The sequence below is a fragment of the Streptomyces sp. enrichment culture genome (assembly GCF_964273255.1).
Lineage (GTDB): Bacteria > Actinomycetota > Actinomycetes > Streptomycetales > Streptomycetaceae > Streptomyces.
The window spans coordinates 2,924,055-2,938,349 of sequence record NZ_OZ186835.1; the positions used below are offsets into that span (position 1 = coordinate 2,924,055).

Annotated in this window: 15 protein-coding genes and 3 tRNA genes; 4 read left to right on the top strand and 14 right to left on the bottom strand. The window is 71.5% G+C overall.

Annotated elements, in window-relative coordinates; all coding sequences use genetic code 11:
* Nucleotides 1–172 precede the first annotated feature (172 nt).
* The 5 genes from rplA to ACSU53_RS12430 all read right to left on the bottom strand — a co-directional run bounded on the left by rplA (nucleotide 173) and on the right by ACSU53_RS12430 (nucleotide 2,966).
* On the bottom strand, nucleotides 173–898 hold the full coding sequence (rplA, locus tag ACSU53_RS12410) for a 50S ribosomal protein L1 (RefSeq protein WP_196460460.1): 726 nt from the start codon (nucleotides 896–898) through the stop codon (nucleotides 173–175).
* Between the two features lie 85 nt (nucleotides 899–983).
* The gene (gene rplK / locus ACSU53_RS12415; RefSeq protein ID WP_164334178.1) at nucleotides 984–1,418 is read right to left on the bottom strand and encodes a 50S ribosomal protein L11; all 435 of its coding nucleotides are present in this window, start codon (nucleotides 1,416–1,418) and stop codon (nucleotides 984–986) included.
* A 177-nt stretch (nucleotides 1,419–1,595) separates the two neighbouring features.
* The gene (nusG, locus tag ACSU53_RS12420; protein WP_437027268.1) at nucleotides 1,596–2,417 is read right to left on the bottom strand and encodes a transcription termination/antitermination protein NusG; all 822 of its coding nucleotides are present in this window, start codon (nucleotides 2,415–2,417) and stop codon (nucleotides 1,596–1,598) included.
* Between the two features lie 80 nt (nucleotides 2,418–2,497).
* A complete protein-coding gene (gene secE, locus ACSU53_RS12425; protein ID WP_164334180.1) occupies nucleotides 2,498–2,785 on the bottom strand; it encodes a preprotein translocase subunit SecE in 288 nt (95 codons plus the stop codon).
* A gap of 108 nt (nucleotides 2,786–2,893) precedes the next feature.
* Nucleotides 2,894–2,966: transfer RNA gene (locus ACSU53_RS12430), tRNA-Trp, on the bottom strand.
* A 271-nt stretch (nucleotides 2,967–3,237) separates the two neighbouring features.
* Between ACSU53_RS12430 and ACSU53_RS12435 the strand changes: the two genes are divergently transcribed.
* Nucleotides 3,238–4,464: a pyridoxal phosphate-dependent aminotransferase gene (locus ACSU53_RS12435; RefSeq protein ID WP_437027270.1), complete on the top strand. Its 1,227-nt coding sequence runs from the start codon at nucleotides 3,238–3,240 to the stop codon at nucleotides 4,462–4,464.
* Nucleotides 4,465–4,608: 144 nt separating this feature from the next.
* On the top strand, nucleotides 4,609–5,655 hold the full coding sequence (locus ACSU53_RS12440) for an adenosine deaminase (protein ID WP_437027272.1): 1,047 nt from the start codon (nucleotides 4,609–4,611) through the stop codon (nucleotides 5,653–5,655).
* A 53-nt stretch (nucleotides 5,656–5,708) separates the two neighbouring features.
* On the opposite strand, the gene ACSU53_RS12445 is transcribed toward ACSU53_RS12440, so the two are convergent.
* The 9 genes from ACSU53_RS12445 to ACSU53_RS12485 all read right to left on the bottom strand — a co-directional run bounded on the left by ACSU53_RS12445 (nucleotide 5,709) and on the right by ACSU53_RS12485 (nucleotide 11,304).
* Complete coding sequence (locus ACSU53_RS12445) at nucleotides 5,709–6,764, bottom strand: UDP-N-acetylmuramate dehydrogenase (protein WP_437027273.1); 1,056 nt, start codon at nucleotides 6,762–6,764, stop codon at nucleotides 5,709–5,711.
* Between the two features lie 124 nt (nucleotides 6,765–6,888).
* On the bottom strand, nucleotides 6,889–7,269 hold the full coding sequence (locus tag ACSU53_RS12450; protein WP_437027275.1) for a DUF3291 domain-containing protein: 381 nt from the start codon (nucleotides 7,267–7,269) through the stop codon (nucleotides 6,889–6,891).
* Between the two features lie 225 nt (nucleotides 7,270–7,494).
* Nucleotides 7,495–8,934, bottom strand: coding sequence for a DHA2 family efflux MFS transporter permease subunit (locus tag ACSU53_RS12455; RefSeq protein WP_437027277.1), 1,440 nt, complete (start codon nucleotides 8,932–8,934; stop codon nucleotides 7,495–7,497).
* A 106-nt stretch (nucleotides 8,935–9,040) separates the two neighbouring features.
* The gene (locus tag ACSU53_RS12460) at nucleotides 9,041–9,613 is read right to left on the bottom strand and encodes a TetR/AcrR family transcriptional regulator (protein ID WP_437027279.1); all 573 of its coding nucleotides are present in this window, start codon (nucleotides 9,611–9,613) and stop codon (nucleotides 9,041–9,043) included.
* A gap of 242 nt (nucleotides 9,614–9,855) precedes the next feature.
* Nucleotides 9,856–10,284 carry a MaoC family dehydratase gene (locus tag ACSU53_RS12465; RefSeq protein ID WP_437033153.1) on the bottom strand — a complete coding sequence of 143 codons (429 nt, stop codon included), beginning with the start codon at nucleotides 10,282–10,284 and terminating at the stop codon, nucleotides 9,856–9,858.
* A gap of 8 nt (nucleotides 10,285–10,292) precedes the next feature.
* On the bottom strand, nucleotides 10,293–10,745 hold the full coding sequence (locus ACSU53_RS12470; protein WP_437027281.1) for an FAS1-like dehydratase domain-containing protein: 453 nt from the start codon (nucleotides 10,743–10,745) through the stop codon (nucleotides 10,293–10,295).
* A 113-nt stretch (nucleotides 10,746–10,858) separates the two neighbouring features.
* The gene (gene rpmG / locus ACSU53_RS12475) at nucleotides 10,859–11,023 is read right to left on the bottom strand and encodes a 50S ribosomal protein L33 (RefSeq protein WP_003948671.1); all 165 of its coding nucleotides are present in this window, start codon (nucleotides 11,021–11,023) and stop codon (nucleotides 10,859–10,861) included.
* 89 nt (nucleotides 11,024–11,112) lie between these two features.
* Nucleotides 11,113–11,185, bottom strand: a tRNA-Met gene (locus tag ACSU53_RS12480).
* 46 nt (nucleotides 11,186–11,231) lie between these two features.
* Nucleotides 11,232–11,304: transfer RNA gene (locus ACSU53_RS12485), tRNA-Thr, on the bottom strand.
* Nucleotides 11,305–11,971: 667 nt separating this feature from the next.
* Between ACSU53_RS12485 and ACSU53_RS12490 the strand changes: the two genes are divergently transcribed.
* Nucleotides 11,972–13,234 carry a hydrolase gene (locus ACSU53_RS12490; RefSeq protein WP_437027282.1) on the top strand — a complete coding sequence of 421 codons (1,263 nt, stop codon included), beginning with the start codon at nucleotides 11,972–11,974 and terminating at the stop codon, nucleotides 13,232–13,234.
* A 271-nt stretch (nucleotides 13,235–13,505) separates the two neighbouring features.
* Nucleotides 13,506–14,162, top strand: a complete 657-nt coding sequence (locus tag ACSU53_RS12495) for an NAD(P)H-binding protein (protein WP_437027284.1) — start codon at nucleotides 13,506–13,508, stop codon at nucleotides 14,160–14,162.
* Nucleotides 14,163–14,295 lie beyond the last annotated feature (133 nt).

Consider the following 14,295-nt stretch of genomic DNA (forward strand, 5'->3'; position numbering starts at 1 on the left):
CGCACCGAGATGATCGTCGTCGGTCCCGGTCCCACCCCTGTGCCCCCGCTCCTTCGTGCGAACCCCGTGTCGGCACCGTAGCGCAGACCTCCGGCGGGCGGGCCGGAACGGGGACGGGCCCCGCACCTGAGCAGGTGCGGGGCCCGTGGACCGGTTGAGGTGAGCCGTGGGCTCAGACCGCGGCCGGGTCCTCCTCGACGAGGAGGTTGCGGGTGCGGTTCGGGTCGACCGGGATGCCGGGGCCCATCGTGGTGGTGATGGCGGCCTTCTTGATGTACCGGCCCTTGGCGGCGGACGGCTTCAGACGGAGGATCTCCTCCAGCGCGGCGCCGTAGTTCTCCACCAGCTTGGAGTCGTCGAACGACGTCTTGCCGATGATGAAGTGCAGGTTCGAGTGCTTGTCGACGCGGAACTCGATCTTGCCGCCCTTGATGTCGTTGACAGCCTTGGCGACGTCCGGGGTCACGGTGCCGGTCTTGGGGTTCGGCATGAGACCACGGGGACCGAGCACGCGGCCGAGGCGGCCGACCTTGCCCATGAGGTCCGGGGTGGCGACGACGGCGTCGAAGTCCAGGCGGCCCTTCGACACCTCGTCGATCAGCTCGTCGGCGCCGACGATGTCGGCGCCCGCGGCACGCGCGGCCTCGGCACGGTCGCCGGTCGCGAAGACCAGGACCCGGGCGGTCTTACCGGTGCCGTGCGGGAGGTTCACGGTGCCACGGACCATCTGGTCGGCCTTGCGCGGGTCGACACCCAGGCGGAAGGCGACCTCGACGGTGCCGTCGAACTTGGTCGTGGAGGTCTCCTTGGCGAGACGGACGGCCTCGAGCGGGGCGTAGAGCTTGTCCCGGTCGACCTTGGCGTCCGCAGCGCGGAGAGACTTGCTGCGCTTGCTCACTACTTGCTCCTGTGGGTTCTTAGGAGTCGTGGTGCGGGCCGAGCAGGCCCTGCCACACTTCTGCTGGGGGTTGCGGGGGTGGAGGTCAGCCCTCGACCGTGACGCCCATGGAACGGGCGGTGCCGGCGATGATCTTCTCGGCGGCGTCCAGGTCGTTGGCGTTCAGGTCGGGCATCTTGGTGGTGGCGATCTCGCGAACCTGGTCACGCGTGATCTTCGCGACCTTGTTCTTGTGCGGCTCGCCGGAGCCCTTGTCCACGCCCGCGGCCTTGAGGATCATCTTGGCGGCCGGCGGCGTCTTCGTGATGAAGGTGAAGGAGCGGTCCTCGTAGACCGTGATCTCCACCGGGATGACCCAGCCGCGCTGCGACTCGGTCGCGGCGTTGTAGGCCTTGCAGAACTCCATGATGTTGACGCCGTGCTGACCCAGCGCGGGGCCGACCGGCGGGGCCGGGTTCGCGGCACCGGCCTGGATCTGGAGCTTGATGAGCCCCGTGACCTTCTTCTTCTTGGGAGGCATGGCTCTCCGGGTCCTTTCATTCGGGTCCTGCCCGCGGCCGGGAAACCACCCGGACACAGGCATACCGCACAACGATAGCGGGTATGTATGCGCGGCCAAAAACCGAGCAGGTCAGACAAACGCGCGAGCGCTCGTCTGACCTGCGCGGAAGCTGTGTATCAGCCGGTCCGAGAAGTTCTAGTTCTTCTGGATCTGGTCGAAGGAGAGCTCGACCGGCGTCTCCCGGCCGAAGATCTCCACCAGGCCCTTGACCTTCTTGGAGTCGGGGTTGATCTCGTTGATGGTCGCCTGCAGCGTGGCGAACGGGCCGTCGGTGACGGTGACCGAGTCGCCGACCTCGAAGTCCAGCACCTGGACCTCGACCTTGCGCTGCGGGGCCGGCTTGCCCTCGGCCTCGGCGGCCTCGCGGGCGGCCTTCTCCTCGGCCTCCGGGGCGAGCATCTTGACGATCTCGTCCAGCGTCAGCGGGTACGGGTCGTAGGCGTTGCCCACGAAGCCGGTGACACCGGGGGTGTTGCGGACGACGCCCCAGGACTCGTTCGTCAGGTCCATGCGGACCAGGACGTAGCCGGGAAGCTTGTTCTGCTTGATGGTCTTGCGGTCGCCGTTCTTGATCTGGACGACCTCTTCCTGCGGCACCTCGGCCTGGAAGATGTAGTCCTCGACGTTCAGCGAGACGGCGCGCTGCTCCAGGTTGGTCTTCACCCGGTTCTCGTAGCCCGCGTAGGTGTGGATGACGTACCACTCGCCGGGCAGCGTCCGCAGCTCCTCGCGGAGCTTCTCGACCGGGTCGCGCTCGTCCTCGGCCTCTTCGGCCTCGGCGGCTTCCTCGCCCGCGGCGGCGCCTGCCTCGTCCGGGGCGGCGTCGGCAGCCTCGGCCTCGGCGGAGGCCTCGGTGTCCGCGCTGTCCGCGCCGTCGACGGTGGCGAGCTCGTCCTCGACGGACTCGGCCCCTTCGCCCCGAGGCTCAACGGCGTCGTTCACGTTCGGGTCAGACACGGTGGCTGCTTCTTCCTGGATACATAGGGGTGGAACATGCGAAAGGAGCGCCGGGTACCTCGGCGCTCTTCGCTTGCGGCTCAGCCGAAGACGTATTTGGCGGCGTGACTGAATCCATAGTCGATCCCGGTGATCAGCCCGATCATGAGGACGACGAAGATGATCACGGCGGTCGTGTACGTCGTGAGCTGGTTGCGGGTCGGCCAGACCACCTTGCGGAGTTCCGCGATGATCTGCCGGTAGAAGAGCGCGAGGCGCCCCAGCGGACCCTTCTTGGCCCGCTTGCCGCCCTTGCGGGTCTTCTTCTTGGAGTCCGGAGCCTCGTCTTCGGCATCAGGCATGTCGATGGAGCCCACGGCGTCCGTCACTCGTCCTCACCTGATTCCGGGTCGTGGCCGTGCCGCGCCCGGTTTGAGCCGCACGGCGGTGCATTGCTGTACGTACATGCGCACACATCCTGGCGAAGGTGTGTGTAGCAGGGCCGGAGGGACTTGAACCCCCAACCGCTGGTTTTGGAGACCAGTGCTCTACCAATTGAGCTACGACCCTTTGTGTGTTCCCCAACGTACCGCATCCCACTCGTCGCCTGGTGTGCACCGGTCGGCGCGGGCCGTCGGAGGCCAACGAGGTGAGAGTGTACGTGGTCCTGGCCCGGGCGTCGAACAGAAAGCGCCCGTGGGGGCGTCTCCGGCCGAAGATCGTCCTGCTCGGGCGGACCGGCGGCGGGGTGATCCGGACTGGTGTTCAGGGGTTTGCCCGGTCCTGTTCAGTCTGTGAAACCCCTGTGCCGGGCGGGTTTCCGGTCTGGAACGATGGGCCCATGAGCGCTGCAACCCCTCCGACCGAGCGCCGGGTCTCCGCCCGCATCGGCGCGATCTCCGAGTCCGCCACCCTCGCGGTGGACGCCAAGGCCAAGGCCCTCAAGGCCGCCGGGCGACCGGTGATCGGCTTCGGTGCAGGTGAACCCGACTTCCCGACTCCGGACTACATCGTCGAGGCCGCGATCGAGGCCTGCAAGAACCCGAAGTTCCACCGCTACACGCCGGCCGGCGGCCTTCCCGAGCTGAAGGCCGCGATCGCCGCCAAGACGCTGCGCGACTCGGGCTACGAGGTGGACGCCTCCCAGATCCTGGTCACCAACGGCGGCAAGCAGGCCATCTACGAGGCGTTCGCCGCCATCCTCGACCCGGGCGACGAGGTCATCGTCCCCGCCCCGTACTGGACCACGTACCCGGAGTCGATCCGGCTGGCGGGCGGTGTCCCGGTCGAGGTGGTCGCCGACGAGACCACCGGCTACCGGGTGAGCGTGGAGCAGCTGGAGGCGGCGCGCACCGAGCGGACGAAGGTCGTCCTCTTCGTGTCCCCGTCGAACCCGACCGGCGCCGTCTACAGCGCCGAGGACGCCGAGGCGATCGGCCGCTGGGCCGTCGAGCACGGGCTGTGGGTGCTCACCGACGAGATCTACGAGCACCTCGTCTACGGCGACGCGACCTTCACCTCGCTGCCGGCGATCCTGCCCGAGCTGCGCGACAAGTGCATCGTGGTCAACGGTGTGGCGAAGACGTACGCGATGACCGGCTGGCGGGTGGGGTGGCTCATCGGCCCGAAGGACGTCGTCAAGGCCGCCACCAACCTCCAGTCGCACGCCACGTCGAACGTGTCCAACGTCGCCCAGGCGGCCGCGCTGGCCGCGGTCTCCGGTGACCTGGACGCCGTGGCCGCCATGCGCGAGGCCTTCGACCGGCGCCGCCGCACCATCGTGCGGATGCTGAACGAGATCGACGGCGTGGTCTGCCCGGAGCCCGAGGGCGCCTTCTACGCCTACCCGTCGGTGAAGGCGCTGATCGGCAAGGAGATCCGGGGGCAGCGCCCGCAGAACTCCGTGGAGCTGGCCGCGCTCATCCTGGAGGAGGCCGAGGTCGCGGTGGTCCCGGGTGAGGCGTTCGGCACGCCCGGTTACCTGCGGCTGTCGTACGCCCTGGGCGACGAGGACCTGGTGGAGGGCGTGAGCCGGATTCAGAAGCTGCTGGCGGAAGCCCGGGACTGACCCGGAACCGATCCGTGCGCCGTGAGCGGGCCGTCTCCCCCCGGGGAGGCGGCCCGCTCGCGTGGGGGCGCACTCACGTGCGAGCAAGACCACGTTCCGGGAAAGCGCTACCGGGGCGGCCGGGACGTGCGGCACGATCGGGCAATGGAACGTGTACGTGATGTCTCCCGGCTGCCGAAGGCCCATCTGCACCTGCACTTCACCGGGTCGATGCGCCCCACCACGGTGCTGGAGCTGGCCGACAAGCACGGTGTCCGTCTCCCGGAGACGCTGACCGACGCACTGACCAGCGGCAGGCCGCCCGAGCTGCGGGCCACCGACGAGCGGGGCTGGTTCCGCTTCCAGCGGCTGTACGACGCCGCGCGCTCCTGTCTGCGGGAGCCGGACGACATCCGGCGGCTGGTGCGCGAGGCGGCGGAGGAGGAGCTGCGGGACGGCTCGGGCTGGCTGGAGATCCAGGTGGACCCGACGTCGTACGCGCCCCGGCTGGGCGGGCTGATCCCGGCGCTGGAGATCATCCTGGACGCCGTGGAGACGGCGCAGCGGGACACCGGGCTGCGGATGCGGGTGCTGGTGGCCGCGAACCGGATGAAGCACCCGCTGGACGCGCGCACCCTGGCCCGGCTGGCGGTGCGGTACGCGGACCGGGGCGTCATCGGCTTCGGTCTGTCCAACGACGAGCGGCGCGGGATGGCCCGTGATTTCGACCGGGCGTTCGCGATCGCCCGCGACGGCGGCCTGCTGTCGGCGCCGCACGGCGGTGAGCTGACCGGCCCGGCGTCGGTGCGGGACTGCCTGGACGACCTGGGGGCGAGCCGGATCGGGCACGGGGTCCGGGCGGCGGAGGACCCGTGGCTGCTGAAGCGGCTCGCCGACCGTCAGGTGACGTGTGAGGTGTGTCCGGCCTCGAACGTGGCGCTGGGGGTCTACGACAAGCCGGAGGACGTGCCGCTGCGGACGCTGTTCGAGGCGGGTGTGCCGCTGGCGCTGGGCGCGGACGATCCGCTGCTGTTCGGTTCCCGGCTGGCGGCGCAGTACGAGATCGCGCGGGAGCACCACGGGTTCACGGACGCGGAACTGGCGGAGCTGGCCCGGCAGTCGGTGCGGGGGTCCGCGGCGCCGGACGACGTGAAGGCGGAGCTGCTGGCCGGCGTGGACGCGTGGCTGGCGGAGCCGCCGGCGGCCGGCTGATCCGTCTCTTCTGCCGGGCCCGGCGGTCCCCTCGGGAGACGGCCGGCCCCGGCTCAGAGCTGCACGCCCACCGTCACCGGTTCGTTGACGAGGGTGATGCCGAAGGTGCGGTGCACACCGGCGACGACCTCCCGGGCGAGGGCCAGCAGGTCCTCCGTCGTCGCGCCGCCGCGATTGGTCAGCGCGAGGGTGTGCTTGGTGGAGATGCGGGCGGGTCCGGTGCCGTAGCCCTTGGTGAACCCGGCCTTGTCGATCAGCCAGGCGGCGGACGTCTTGGTCCGGCCCTCACCGGCCGGGTAGGCGGGCGGCTCGGCGTCGGGGCCCAGGTGCTCCCGCACGCGCGCGCGGAACGCCTCGAACGCGTCGGTGGTGAGGATCGGGTTGGTGAAGAAGGAGCCCGCCGACCAGGTGTCGTGGTCCTCGGGGTCCAGGACCATGCCCTTGCCCGCGCGGAGCTTGAGCACGGCCTCGCGGGCCGTGTCCAGCGGGACGCGGTCGCCCGGTTCGACACCGAGGGTGCGGGCGGTCTCCGCGTACCGGACGGGACCGGACAGGCCGCCCGCGTCCTCCAGGGCGAACCGGACGCGCAGCACGACGTAGCGCTCGGGGTCGGCCTTGAACCGGCTGTGGCGGTAGGAGAAGGCGCAGTCCTCGTTGGCGAGGGTGACCGTCTCGCGCGCGGTGCGGTCGTAGGCGACCACCTCGGTGATCGTGGAGGAGACCTCCTGCCCGTACGCCCCGACGTTCTGGATGGGGGTGGCGCCCGCCGAGCCGGGGATGCCGGCCAGGCACTCGATCCCGGCCAGCCCGGCCTCCACGGTCCGGGCGACGGCGTCGGTCCACACCTCTCCGGCCGCCAGTTCGAGGCGGGTGCCGTCCAGCGTGAAGCCCCGGGTGGCGACGACGAGTGCGGTGCCGTCGAAGCCCTTGTCGCCGATGACGAGGTTGGAGCCGCCGCCGACGATCAGCAGGGGCGTCCCGGTGTCGTCGGCCTCGCGGACGACGGAGATCACCTCGTCGTCGGTCGTCGCGGTCACCAGCCGGGCGGCGGGACCGCCCAGCCGGAGGGTGGTCAGCGGGGCGAGGGGAGCGTCGTGGAGTTCCTGCACGCGCCCAAGACTACGGCCCCCGCCGGGCGGTCCGGCGGGGGCCGTGCGTGCGGTCGCGGGGGGCTCGGGCACCGGTAGGGGCCGTGCGTGCGGTCGCAGGGGGCGCGGGCACAGCGGAGGCGCATCAGGTCAGGCGGCGCCGTACCTCGGTCCAGTCGACCGGCAGGTCGTCGCTCTTGGCCGGCCAGGAGACGAACGTGGAGTCCCGCATGTGCGCGGAGAGCTTCCGCGCCGTCGGCCCGTGCGGGCGGCTCCGGGCGAAGGCGGAGAGCGCCTTCGGCGACTCCCAGGCGGACAGGGTCCAGAAGGTGCGGCGCAACGGCTCCGCCTTGAGCGAGGCCCCGTACGCGCCGGGTGCCCGGCTCACCTGCCACCAGATGGCCAGGGTCTTCAGGAAGAACCGCAGGGCTCCCCAAAGGCTGCGGGTCTCGAAGCGGGAGGCGAAGACGTGCACCTCGATGTGCGGCGGCGGGGTGTTCGGGACGGTCCAGGGGAGGGTGGGCATAACGCAGTCCTTCCTAGGTGCCGGGGGTCGGGAGCGGGTGCCGGGATCGGGTGCCGGGTGCCGGGGGTGCGTGGTTCGCGCCGTCGTGCGTCGGCCGCGGGCGGGGACCGGCCGGAGGGCGGACGGTCCCTGCCCCCGTCGGGCCTGCGGGTCGGCGGGCCTGGGGCCTGCGGGTCGGCGGGCGTACGGGCCTGCGGGCCTGCGGGTCTGCGGGTCTGCGGGCCGTCAGGGCACCTTGTCCAGGACGGGTTCGGCTGCCGGGGCCGCAGGTGGTGCGACGGGGCCGACGGGCCTGCGGGCCGGGATGAGCAGTGCGGCGACGCCGGCGAGGGCGACGGCCGCGGAGCCCGCCACGAGCGCCGGCCGCATGCCGTCGACGAAGGTCTGGCCGGACTCGTAGCCGCCGCGGGCCGCGAAGATGGAGGCCATCACCGCGATGCCGAGGGCGCCGCCCACCTCCCGCAGGGCGTTGTTGGCACCGGAGGCAATGCCCTGCTCCGCCTTGCGGACGCTGGACATGACCAGGTTGGCGGCCGGGGCGAAGAACAGGCCCATGCCCACGCCGCTGATGATCAGGGCGGGCAGCTGGGCGGCGTAGGAGACGTCGGTGGTCACCACGACCGCGAACCAGCCGAGGCCGAGGGACTGCAGGAACAGCCCGGCGGCCACCACCGGGCGTCCGCCGATGCGGTCGGAGAGGATGCCCGCGACCGGCGCGACCAGCATGGGCATGCCCGTCCAGGGCAGCATCCTCAGCCCCGCCTCGGTGGGCGAGTAGCCGAGTACGTTCTGCAGGAACTGGGCGAGCAGGAAGATCGAGCCGAACATGCCGAAGAACATCAGCAGGCTGGCCGCGTTGATGCCGGAGAAGGCCCGGGAACGGAACAGCCGCATGGGCAGCATGGGGTTCCGGGCGCGGGTGCTGTAGAGGACGAAGCCGACGAGCAGCGCCGTGCCGGCGAACAGGCCGGTCAGGACGGCGGGGCCGGTCCAGCCGTCCGCGGGCCCGCGGACCAGGCCGTAGACGATGCCGAAGAGTCCGCTGCTGGCGAGCAGGGTGCCGGGGACGTCGAGCGGGGCCCCGGTGCCGTGGGACTCGGCGAGGCGCAGACGGGCGAGCGGGATGAGGGCGAGGCCCAGCGGAACGTTCAGCCAGAAGATCCACTCCCACGCGATGTGCTCGGTGAGGCTGCCGCCGACCAGGGGTCCGGAGGCCACGGCGAGTCCGTTGACGGCACCCCAGATGCCGTAGGCGGCACCGCGCCGCGCCTCGGGCACGGCGGCGGTGAGCAGGGTCAGCGTCAGGGGCATCATGACCGCCGCGCCGGCGCCCTGGACCGCGCGGGCGGCGATCAGGGCGTCGATGCCGGGGGCGAGGGCCGCGGCCGCGGACGAGGCGGTGAAGACGGCGAGGCCGGCGATGAAGAGGCGCCGGCGGCCGAAGCGGTCACCGAGGGCGGCGCCGAACATCAGCAGCACGGCGAAGGTGAGCGTGTAGGCGCTCACGGTCCATTCGAGGTCGTGCAGTGCGCCGCCCAGGTCCTCGCGGATGGAGGGCAGTGCGGTGGTGACGACGAGGTTGTCCAGGGCCGCCATGAAGCCGGCGACGCTGGTGATGACGAGGGCCCAGGCGGCTCCCCCGCGACGTTCGGTGTGAGGTGACATCGCTCCCCCAGGAGGTGATCGCACTCGTTGATGATTAGTAATCGATGACTAACTTTCGTGGCCATGAAAGACCGGTCCGCCACGGGAGCGGACGGGTCACCAGGACCTACGACGCCGACTCCTGCCCTTCCTCCGGTTCCGGCAGGGCGAGACCCTCCCAGACGCGGTGCTCCGGCGGGAACCCCATGGCGGCCAGGCAGTTGATGAGCATCCCGTAGGCCATGAAGGTCGTCGTCTCGCGGACGTCCGCCCCGAGGGCGAGGTGCGCGGTGTCCCACAGACGCATCCAGCCGTCCCTCACCGTGGCACCGAACTCGTGGTCGCCCTCCCGCTCGGCGGCCGCCACCGCGAGATACATCTGCATCTGCATCTGGAGTTGTTCGGGCTGTTCCGCGATGGTCCTGTTGTAGGCCTGCGCCATGGCGCGCAGCGCATCCTCGCCCTCCAGCCCCTCGGAGGCCTCCGCGAAGGCGCGGATGGTGTCCTCCACGCAGTGTTCGGCCGCCGCGAGGAAGATCGCCTTCTTGCTCGGGAAGAGCCGGAAGAGATACGGCTGCGAGACGCCGACCCGCTTGGCGATCGCCTCGGTCGACGTGCCGTGATACCCGCCACGCGCGAACTCGGCCGTCGCCGCGCGGATGACACTCCGCCGCCGCTCCTCTGCACTCATCCTGACCATGAGAAGTAAGTTAGTGCCCAATCACTAACTACGTCAAGAGGGATTCCGGGAGGAGCTCGGGGAGACTCGGGGAGACTCGGGGAGACTCGGGGGACTCGGCGGGCATCGGTAAGGGGCGCCCTCCAGGGAGGAGCGCCCCTCATCGACCTGCATCGGCCTGCATCGCCCCGGGTCCTACCGGCTCACGCCGGCAACCTCGGCACCGGAGCGGCAGGCCGGGCGGACCAGGGCCCGGGACCGACTCAGGCCAGCCGCACGACCGCGCGGGACATGCCGAGCACCTTCTGGCCGGCGCTGGTCACCGTGAGGTCCACCCGGACCGTGTTGTCGTCCAGCTTGGCCGCGACCTTGCCGCTCACCTCGATGGTGGCGCCCTGGTCGTCGTCGGGCACGACGACCGGCTTGGTGAACCGGACGCCGTACTCGACGATCGCGCCGGGGTCCCCGGTCCAGTCGGTCACCACGCGCACCGCCTCGGCCATGGTGAACATGCCGTGCGCGATGACGTCGGGGAGGCCGACCTCCTTGGCGAACTTCTCGTTCCAGTGGATGGGGTTGAAGTCACCGGAGGCGCCCGCGTACTGCACGAGAGTGGCGCGGTTCACAGGGAACGTGCGGGCGGGCAGCTCGGTGCCGACCTCGACGTCGGCGTAGGCGATCTTCGCCGTCATGGTGTGCGTCACGCCCCTTCGGCCGCGCGGGCCACCAGCTTGGTGCGGGCGGTCACGACGTGCTCGCCGGCCTCGTCGTACACGTCCCCGCGGATGTCCAGGAAGTCGTTGCCCGCCATCGACTTGACGCCCTCGATGGTGGAGACGACGGAGAGCCGGTCACCGGCCCGGACCGGTCGGGTGTAGGAGAACTTCTGGTCCCCGTGCACCACCCGGCTGTAGTCCAGCCCGAGCTGCGGGTCGGCGACGACCTCGCCGGCGGCCTTGAAGGTGATCGCGAAGACGAACGTCGGCGGGGCGATCACGTCCGGGTGGCCGAGCGCCTTGGCGGCCTCCACGTCGGTGTACGCCGGGTTGTCGTCCCCGACCGCCTCGGCGAACTCACGGATCTTCTCCCGGCCCACCTCGTAGGGCGCGGTGGGCGGATACGTCCGCCCCACGAAGGACTGGTCCAGCGCCATGCGCGCGGCACCTCCTGTGTCGGCTGTTGACGGGCATCGTCGACGTGCAGTGCGGTGAAACGACGCGAGGCCGCCCCCAGTGGTTCGGGGACGGCCTCGCGTACGAGCCTGATTTATCGCGTCTCGCGGTGCGCGGTGTGCGCATTGCAACGCGGGCAGTGCTTCTTCATCTCAAGACGGTCCGGGTTGTTACGCCGGTTCTTCTTGGTGATGTAGTTCCGCTCCTTGCACTCCACGCAGGCCAGCGTGATCTTCGGGCGGACGTCGGTGGCAGCCACGTGAGTGCTCCTTGACGAACGGATTGACTTGAATTAACGCAGGAAGAGTAGCCGATCGAAGGACCGACCCCGCAATCGGCTACTGTCTGTAGCGGTGACCGGACTTGAACCGGTGACACAGCGATTATGAGCCGCTTGCTCTACCGACTGAGCTACACCGCTGAGATGCGATCGGGACCCGCCTCGCGACGGGAACCTCCCACACCAGAGCCCCAAAACGGAATCGAACCGTTGACCTTCTCCTTACCATGGAGACGCTCTGCCGACTGAGCTATTGGGGCGAGCGAGGAAGACATTACACGCTCCGCGGCCGATCGCCCAAATCCGATTCGCGGGTCCGATCCACTCGGATCCGACGGCCCGATCACACGGAACCGCGGTGCGATCCCACGGGGAACCAGCGGCCCGATCCACGCGGAACCGCGCTCCGGACGACGGGGAACCGTCGCTCCGAACGACGGGGACCGCAGCTCCCGATCGACATCCGTGAGGGACCAGGAGGGGCGGTGGGGGCTGTGAGGGGGCCGCCAGTGAATCCCGCGGGAAGGCGGGGGCCGGGCTGGGAACCGGCAGGGATCCGGGCGGGGCACGTCCGCCCCGGGCAGACCCGTCCGAGCCGAGTGCACCGAGCTCGGGGCCGCGTTGCGCCTCCCGCAGAACTGCACGGGGCAACGGACCACGTTCCACGGCCCACGGGCATCGGGCATCGGGCATCGGGGGATCGCACATCGGGCAAGGAGCAACAGACAACGGGCTCCCAGGAGTCGGCCGTCCACGGGCGCTCACTCCGCGTCGGCACCACCCACCGGTACGACTATTGGGCTCCTCCCGGCAGGGGCCGGGCCGTCGTCCTAGGCTCTACTCACTCTGCGTGATCTTGTCGCCGCGGGTTGAGCCACTGCGCGAACCGCAGAGTCCTCCGCGCGCAGCCCGAGCCCCTGGAGTGCGATGCCCGACAGCCAGCCGCAGCCCCCGTCGTCGTCCTCGCCTTCCGGTCCGGCTGCCATGCCCCCGCTGCTGCTGTGCGGCGCCCGGCTGACCGACGGCCGGACCGTGGACGTCCGGCTGTCCGGCGGGCGCATCGAGGCGGTCGGCACGGCCGGCAGTCTCACCGCCGACGGCACCCGTACCGGCGGCACGCGCGTCGACCTCACGGGGCATCTGCTCCTCCCCGCTCCCGCCGAGCCCCACGCTCACCCCGTCACCGCTCTGTCCGCCGACACCCAGGGCCCCGTCTCCTACGCCCCCGACGCCGTCCAGCGCCGGGTCACCGAGGCCGTGCTGCTCCAGCTCGGGCACGGGGCGACCGCGGTGCGGGCCCACGTGAGGGTGGGGGACGTGGCCGGGCTCGGAGCCCTGACAGCGGTGCTGGAGGCGGCGCGTTCGCTGCGCGGGCTGGCCGAGCTGACGACGGTGGCGATGCCACGGGTGCTGACCGGAGTGGCCGGAGCGGAGGCACGGGCGGTCCTGCGGGACGCGGTGAAGATGGGCGCCACGGTGGTGGGCGGCTGCCCGGACCTCGACCCCGATCCCACGGGCTACGTGGAGGCCGTGCTGGAGGTCGCCGCCGAACACGGCTGCCCGGTGGACCTGCACACCGACGCCGCCGACCCCGCCCGGCTCGCCCGGCTGGCCGCGATGGTCGGGGGACTGCGTCCCGGGGTGACCCTGAGCCCGTGCGCCGGCCTCGCCCGGGTCCCGGCCGACCAGGCCGCCCGCACCGCGGAACGGCTGGCTGCGGCGGGCGTGACGGTGGTGTGCCTGCCCCAGGGCGGCTGCGGGACCTCCGATGCGGGCCACCGCGGAAGTGTGCCGGCGGGCCTGCTGCGCGCGGCCGGGGTGCGGCTCGCGGCGGGCAGCGGAGCCCTGCGGGACGTGTCGAACCCCGTCGGCCGCGGCGACCCGCTGGAGGCGGCGTACCTGCTGGCCTCCGGTCACGGTCTGTCCCCCGGCGACGCCTACGCCGCGGTGAGCAGCTCGGCTCGGGCGGCGCTGGGCCTTCCCGAGGTGCGCGTGGAGGCGGGCTTCCCGGCCGAGCTGCTCGCGGTCCGGGGGGACAGTCTGCCGGGCGCGCTGTCCCTGGCGTACAGCCGTGTCGTCGTGCACCGGGGCCGGGTGGTGGCCCGCACGAGCGCCGTGCGCGAGTACCGCGGTTCGGCGACGGCACCGGAGTGGGGCCTGCCGCGCCAGGGGCGTGGCGGGACGACGTGAGCGACGCCGGCGTCCCACGGTGAGCGCGCGGCGCGCGGCGAGGCGTACCGGACGGCTCCGGGGCCCGCAACCGGCTCGACTCCCGCTGCCTGTCCCGCACTTGACCCGAAGCCGTGGCCTCCCCCGCCCACGTCCACCGGCCACGGAGCGGACCGGCGGGTACGAGGCCGCACCCCGGACGCCCTCCTCGGCGGCCGGATACCGGGACAGGCGGAGTGGCGGACGGCGAGTGGTGGGGCGGATGCGGCCCGCCCGGCGTACGGTCGAAGACATGCGCATTGTCATCGCTGGTGGTCATGGTCAGATCGCGCTGCGGCTGGAGCGGCTGCTCGCGGCGCGCGGAGACGAGGCGGCGGGCATCATCCGCAAGCCCGAGCAGGCGGACGAACTACGGCGGCTGGGTGCCGAACCGATCGTCCTCGACCTGGAGTCGGCGACCGTGGAGGAGGTCGCGGAGCGATTGGAGGGCGCGGACGCCGCGGTGTTCGCGGCCGGAGCCGGCCCGGGGAGCGGAGCGGCACGCAAGGAGACGGTCGACAAGGCGGCGGCGATCCTCTTCGCCGACGCGGCCGTTCGTGCGGGTGTGCGCCGCTTCATCGTGGTGTCGTCCATGGGCGCCGACGCGTCGCACCAGGGCGACGAGGTGTTCGACGTCTACCAGCGCGCCAAGGGCGAGGCGGATGACTACGTGCGGAGCCTGGACGGCCTCGACTGGACGATCCTGCGCCCCGGCATGCTCACCGACGACGCCGGCACCGGTCTCGTCCGCCTGGAGGCCCGCACGGGCCGCGGTCCCGTCCCGCGCGACGACGTGGCCGCGGTCCTGGCGGAACTGGTGGACACCCCGGCGACGGCGGGCCTGACGCTGGAACTGATCAGCGGGCAGGCGCCGGTGTCGGTGGCGGTGAAGTCGGTGGCGGGCAACTGAGTCCGGTCCGAGCAGGGGGCGGCCGTCGCCTCGTCGAAGGGCGGCCGTACCGCGGCACCGACCGGAAGCCGAGCCGGAGCCGAAGCCGGAGCCGAAGCCGGAGCCGAAGCCGGAGTCGGAGCCGGAGTCGGGG

Excerpts from the sequence above, each read along its gene's own strand:
- rplK (WP_164334178.1), bottom strand. The coding sequence starts at position 1,418 with ATGCCTCCCAAGAAGAAGAAGGTCACGGGGCTCATCAAGCTCCAGATC.
- ACSU53_RS12435 (WP_437027270.1), top strand. The coding sequence starts at position 3,238 with ATGAGCGCTGCAACCCCTCCGACCGAGCGCCGGGTCTCCGCCCGCATC.
- ACSU53_RS12440 (WP_437027272.1), top strand. The coding sequence starts at position 4,609 with ATGGAACGTGTACGTGATGTCTCCCGGCTGCCGAAGGCCCATCTGCAC.
- ACSU53_RS12450 (WP_437027275.1), bottom strand. The coding sequence starts at position 7,269 with ATGCCCACCCTCCCCTGGACCGTCCCGAACACCCCGCCGCCGCACATC.
- ACSU53_RS12455 (WP_437027277.1), bottom strand. The coding sequence starts at position 8,934 with ATGTCACCTCACACCGAACGTCGCGGGGGAGCCGCCTGGGCCCTCGTC.
- ACSU53_RS12460 (WP_437027279.1), bottom strand. The coding sequence starts at position 9,613 with ATGGTCAGGATGAGTGCAGAGGAGCGGCGGCGGAGTGTCATCCGCGCG.
- ACSU53_RS12465 (WP_437033153.1), bottom strand. The coding sequence starts at position 10,284 with ATGACGGCGAAGATCGCCTACGCCGACGTCGAGGTCGGCACCGAGCTG.
- ACSU53_RS12470 (WP_437027281.1), bottom strand. The coding sequence starts at position 10,745 with ATGGCGCTGGACCAGTCCTTCGTGGGGCGGACGTATCCGCCCACCGCG.
- ACSU53_RS12490 (WP_437027282.1), top strand. The coding sequence starts at position 11,972 with ATGCCCGACAGCCAGCCGCAGCCCCCGTCGTCGTCCTCGCCTTCCGGT.
- ACSU53_RS12495 (WP_437027284.1), top strand. The coding sequence starts at position 13,506 with ATGCGCATTGTCATCGCTGGTGGTCATGGTCAGATCGCGCTGCGGCTG.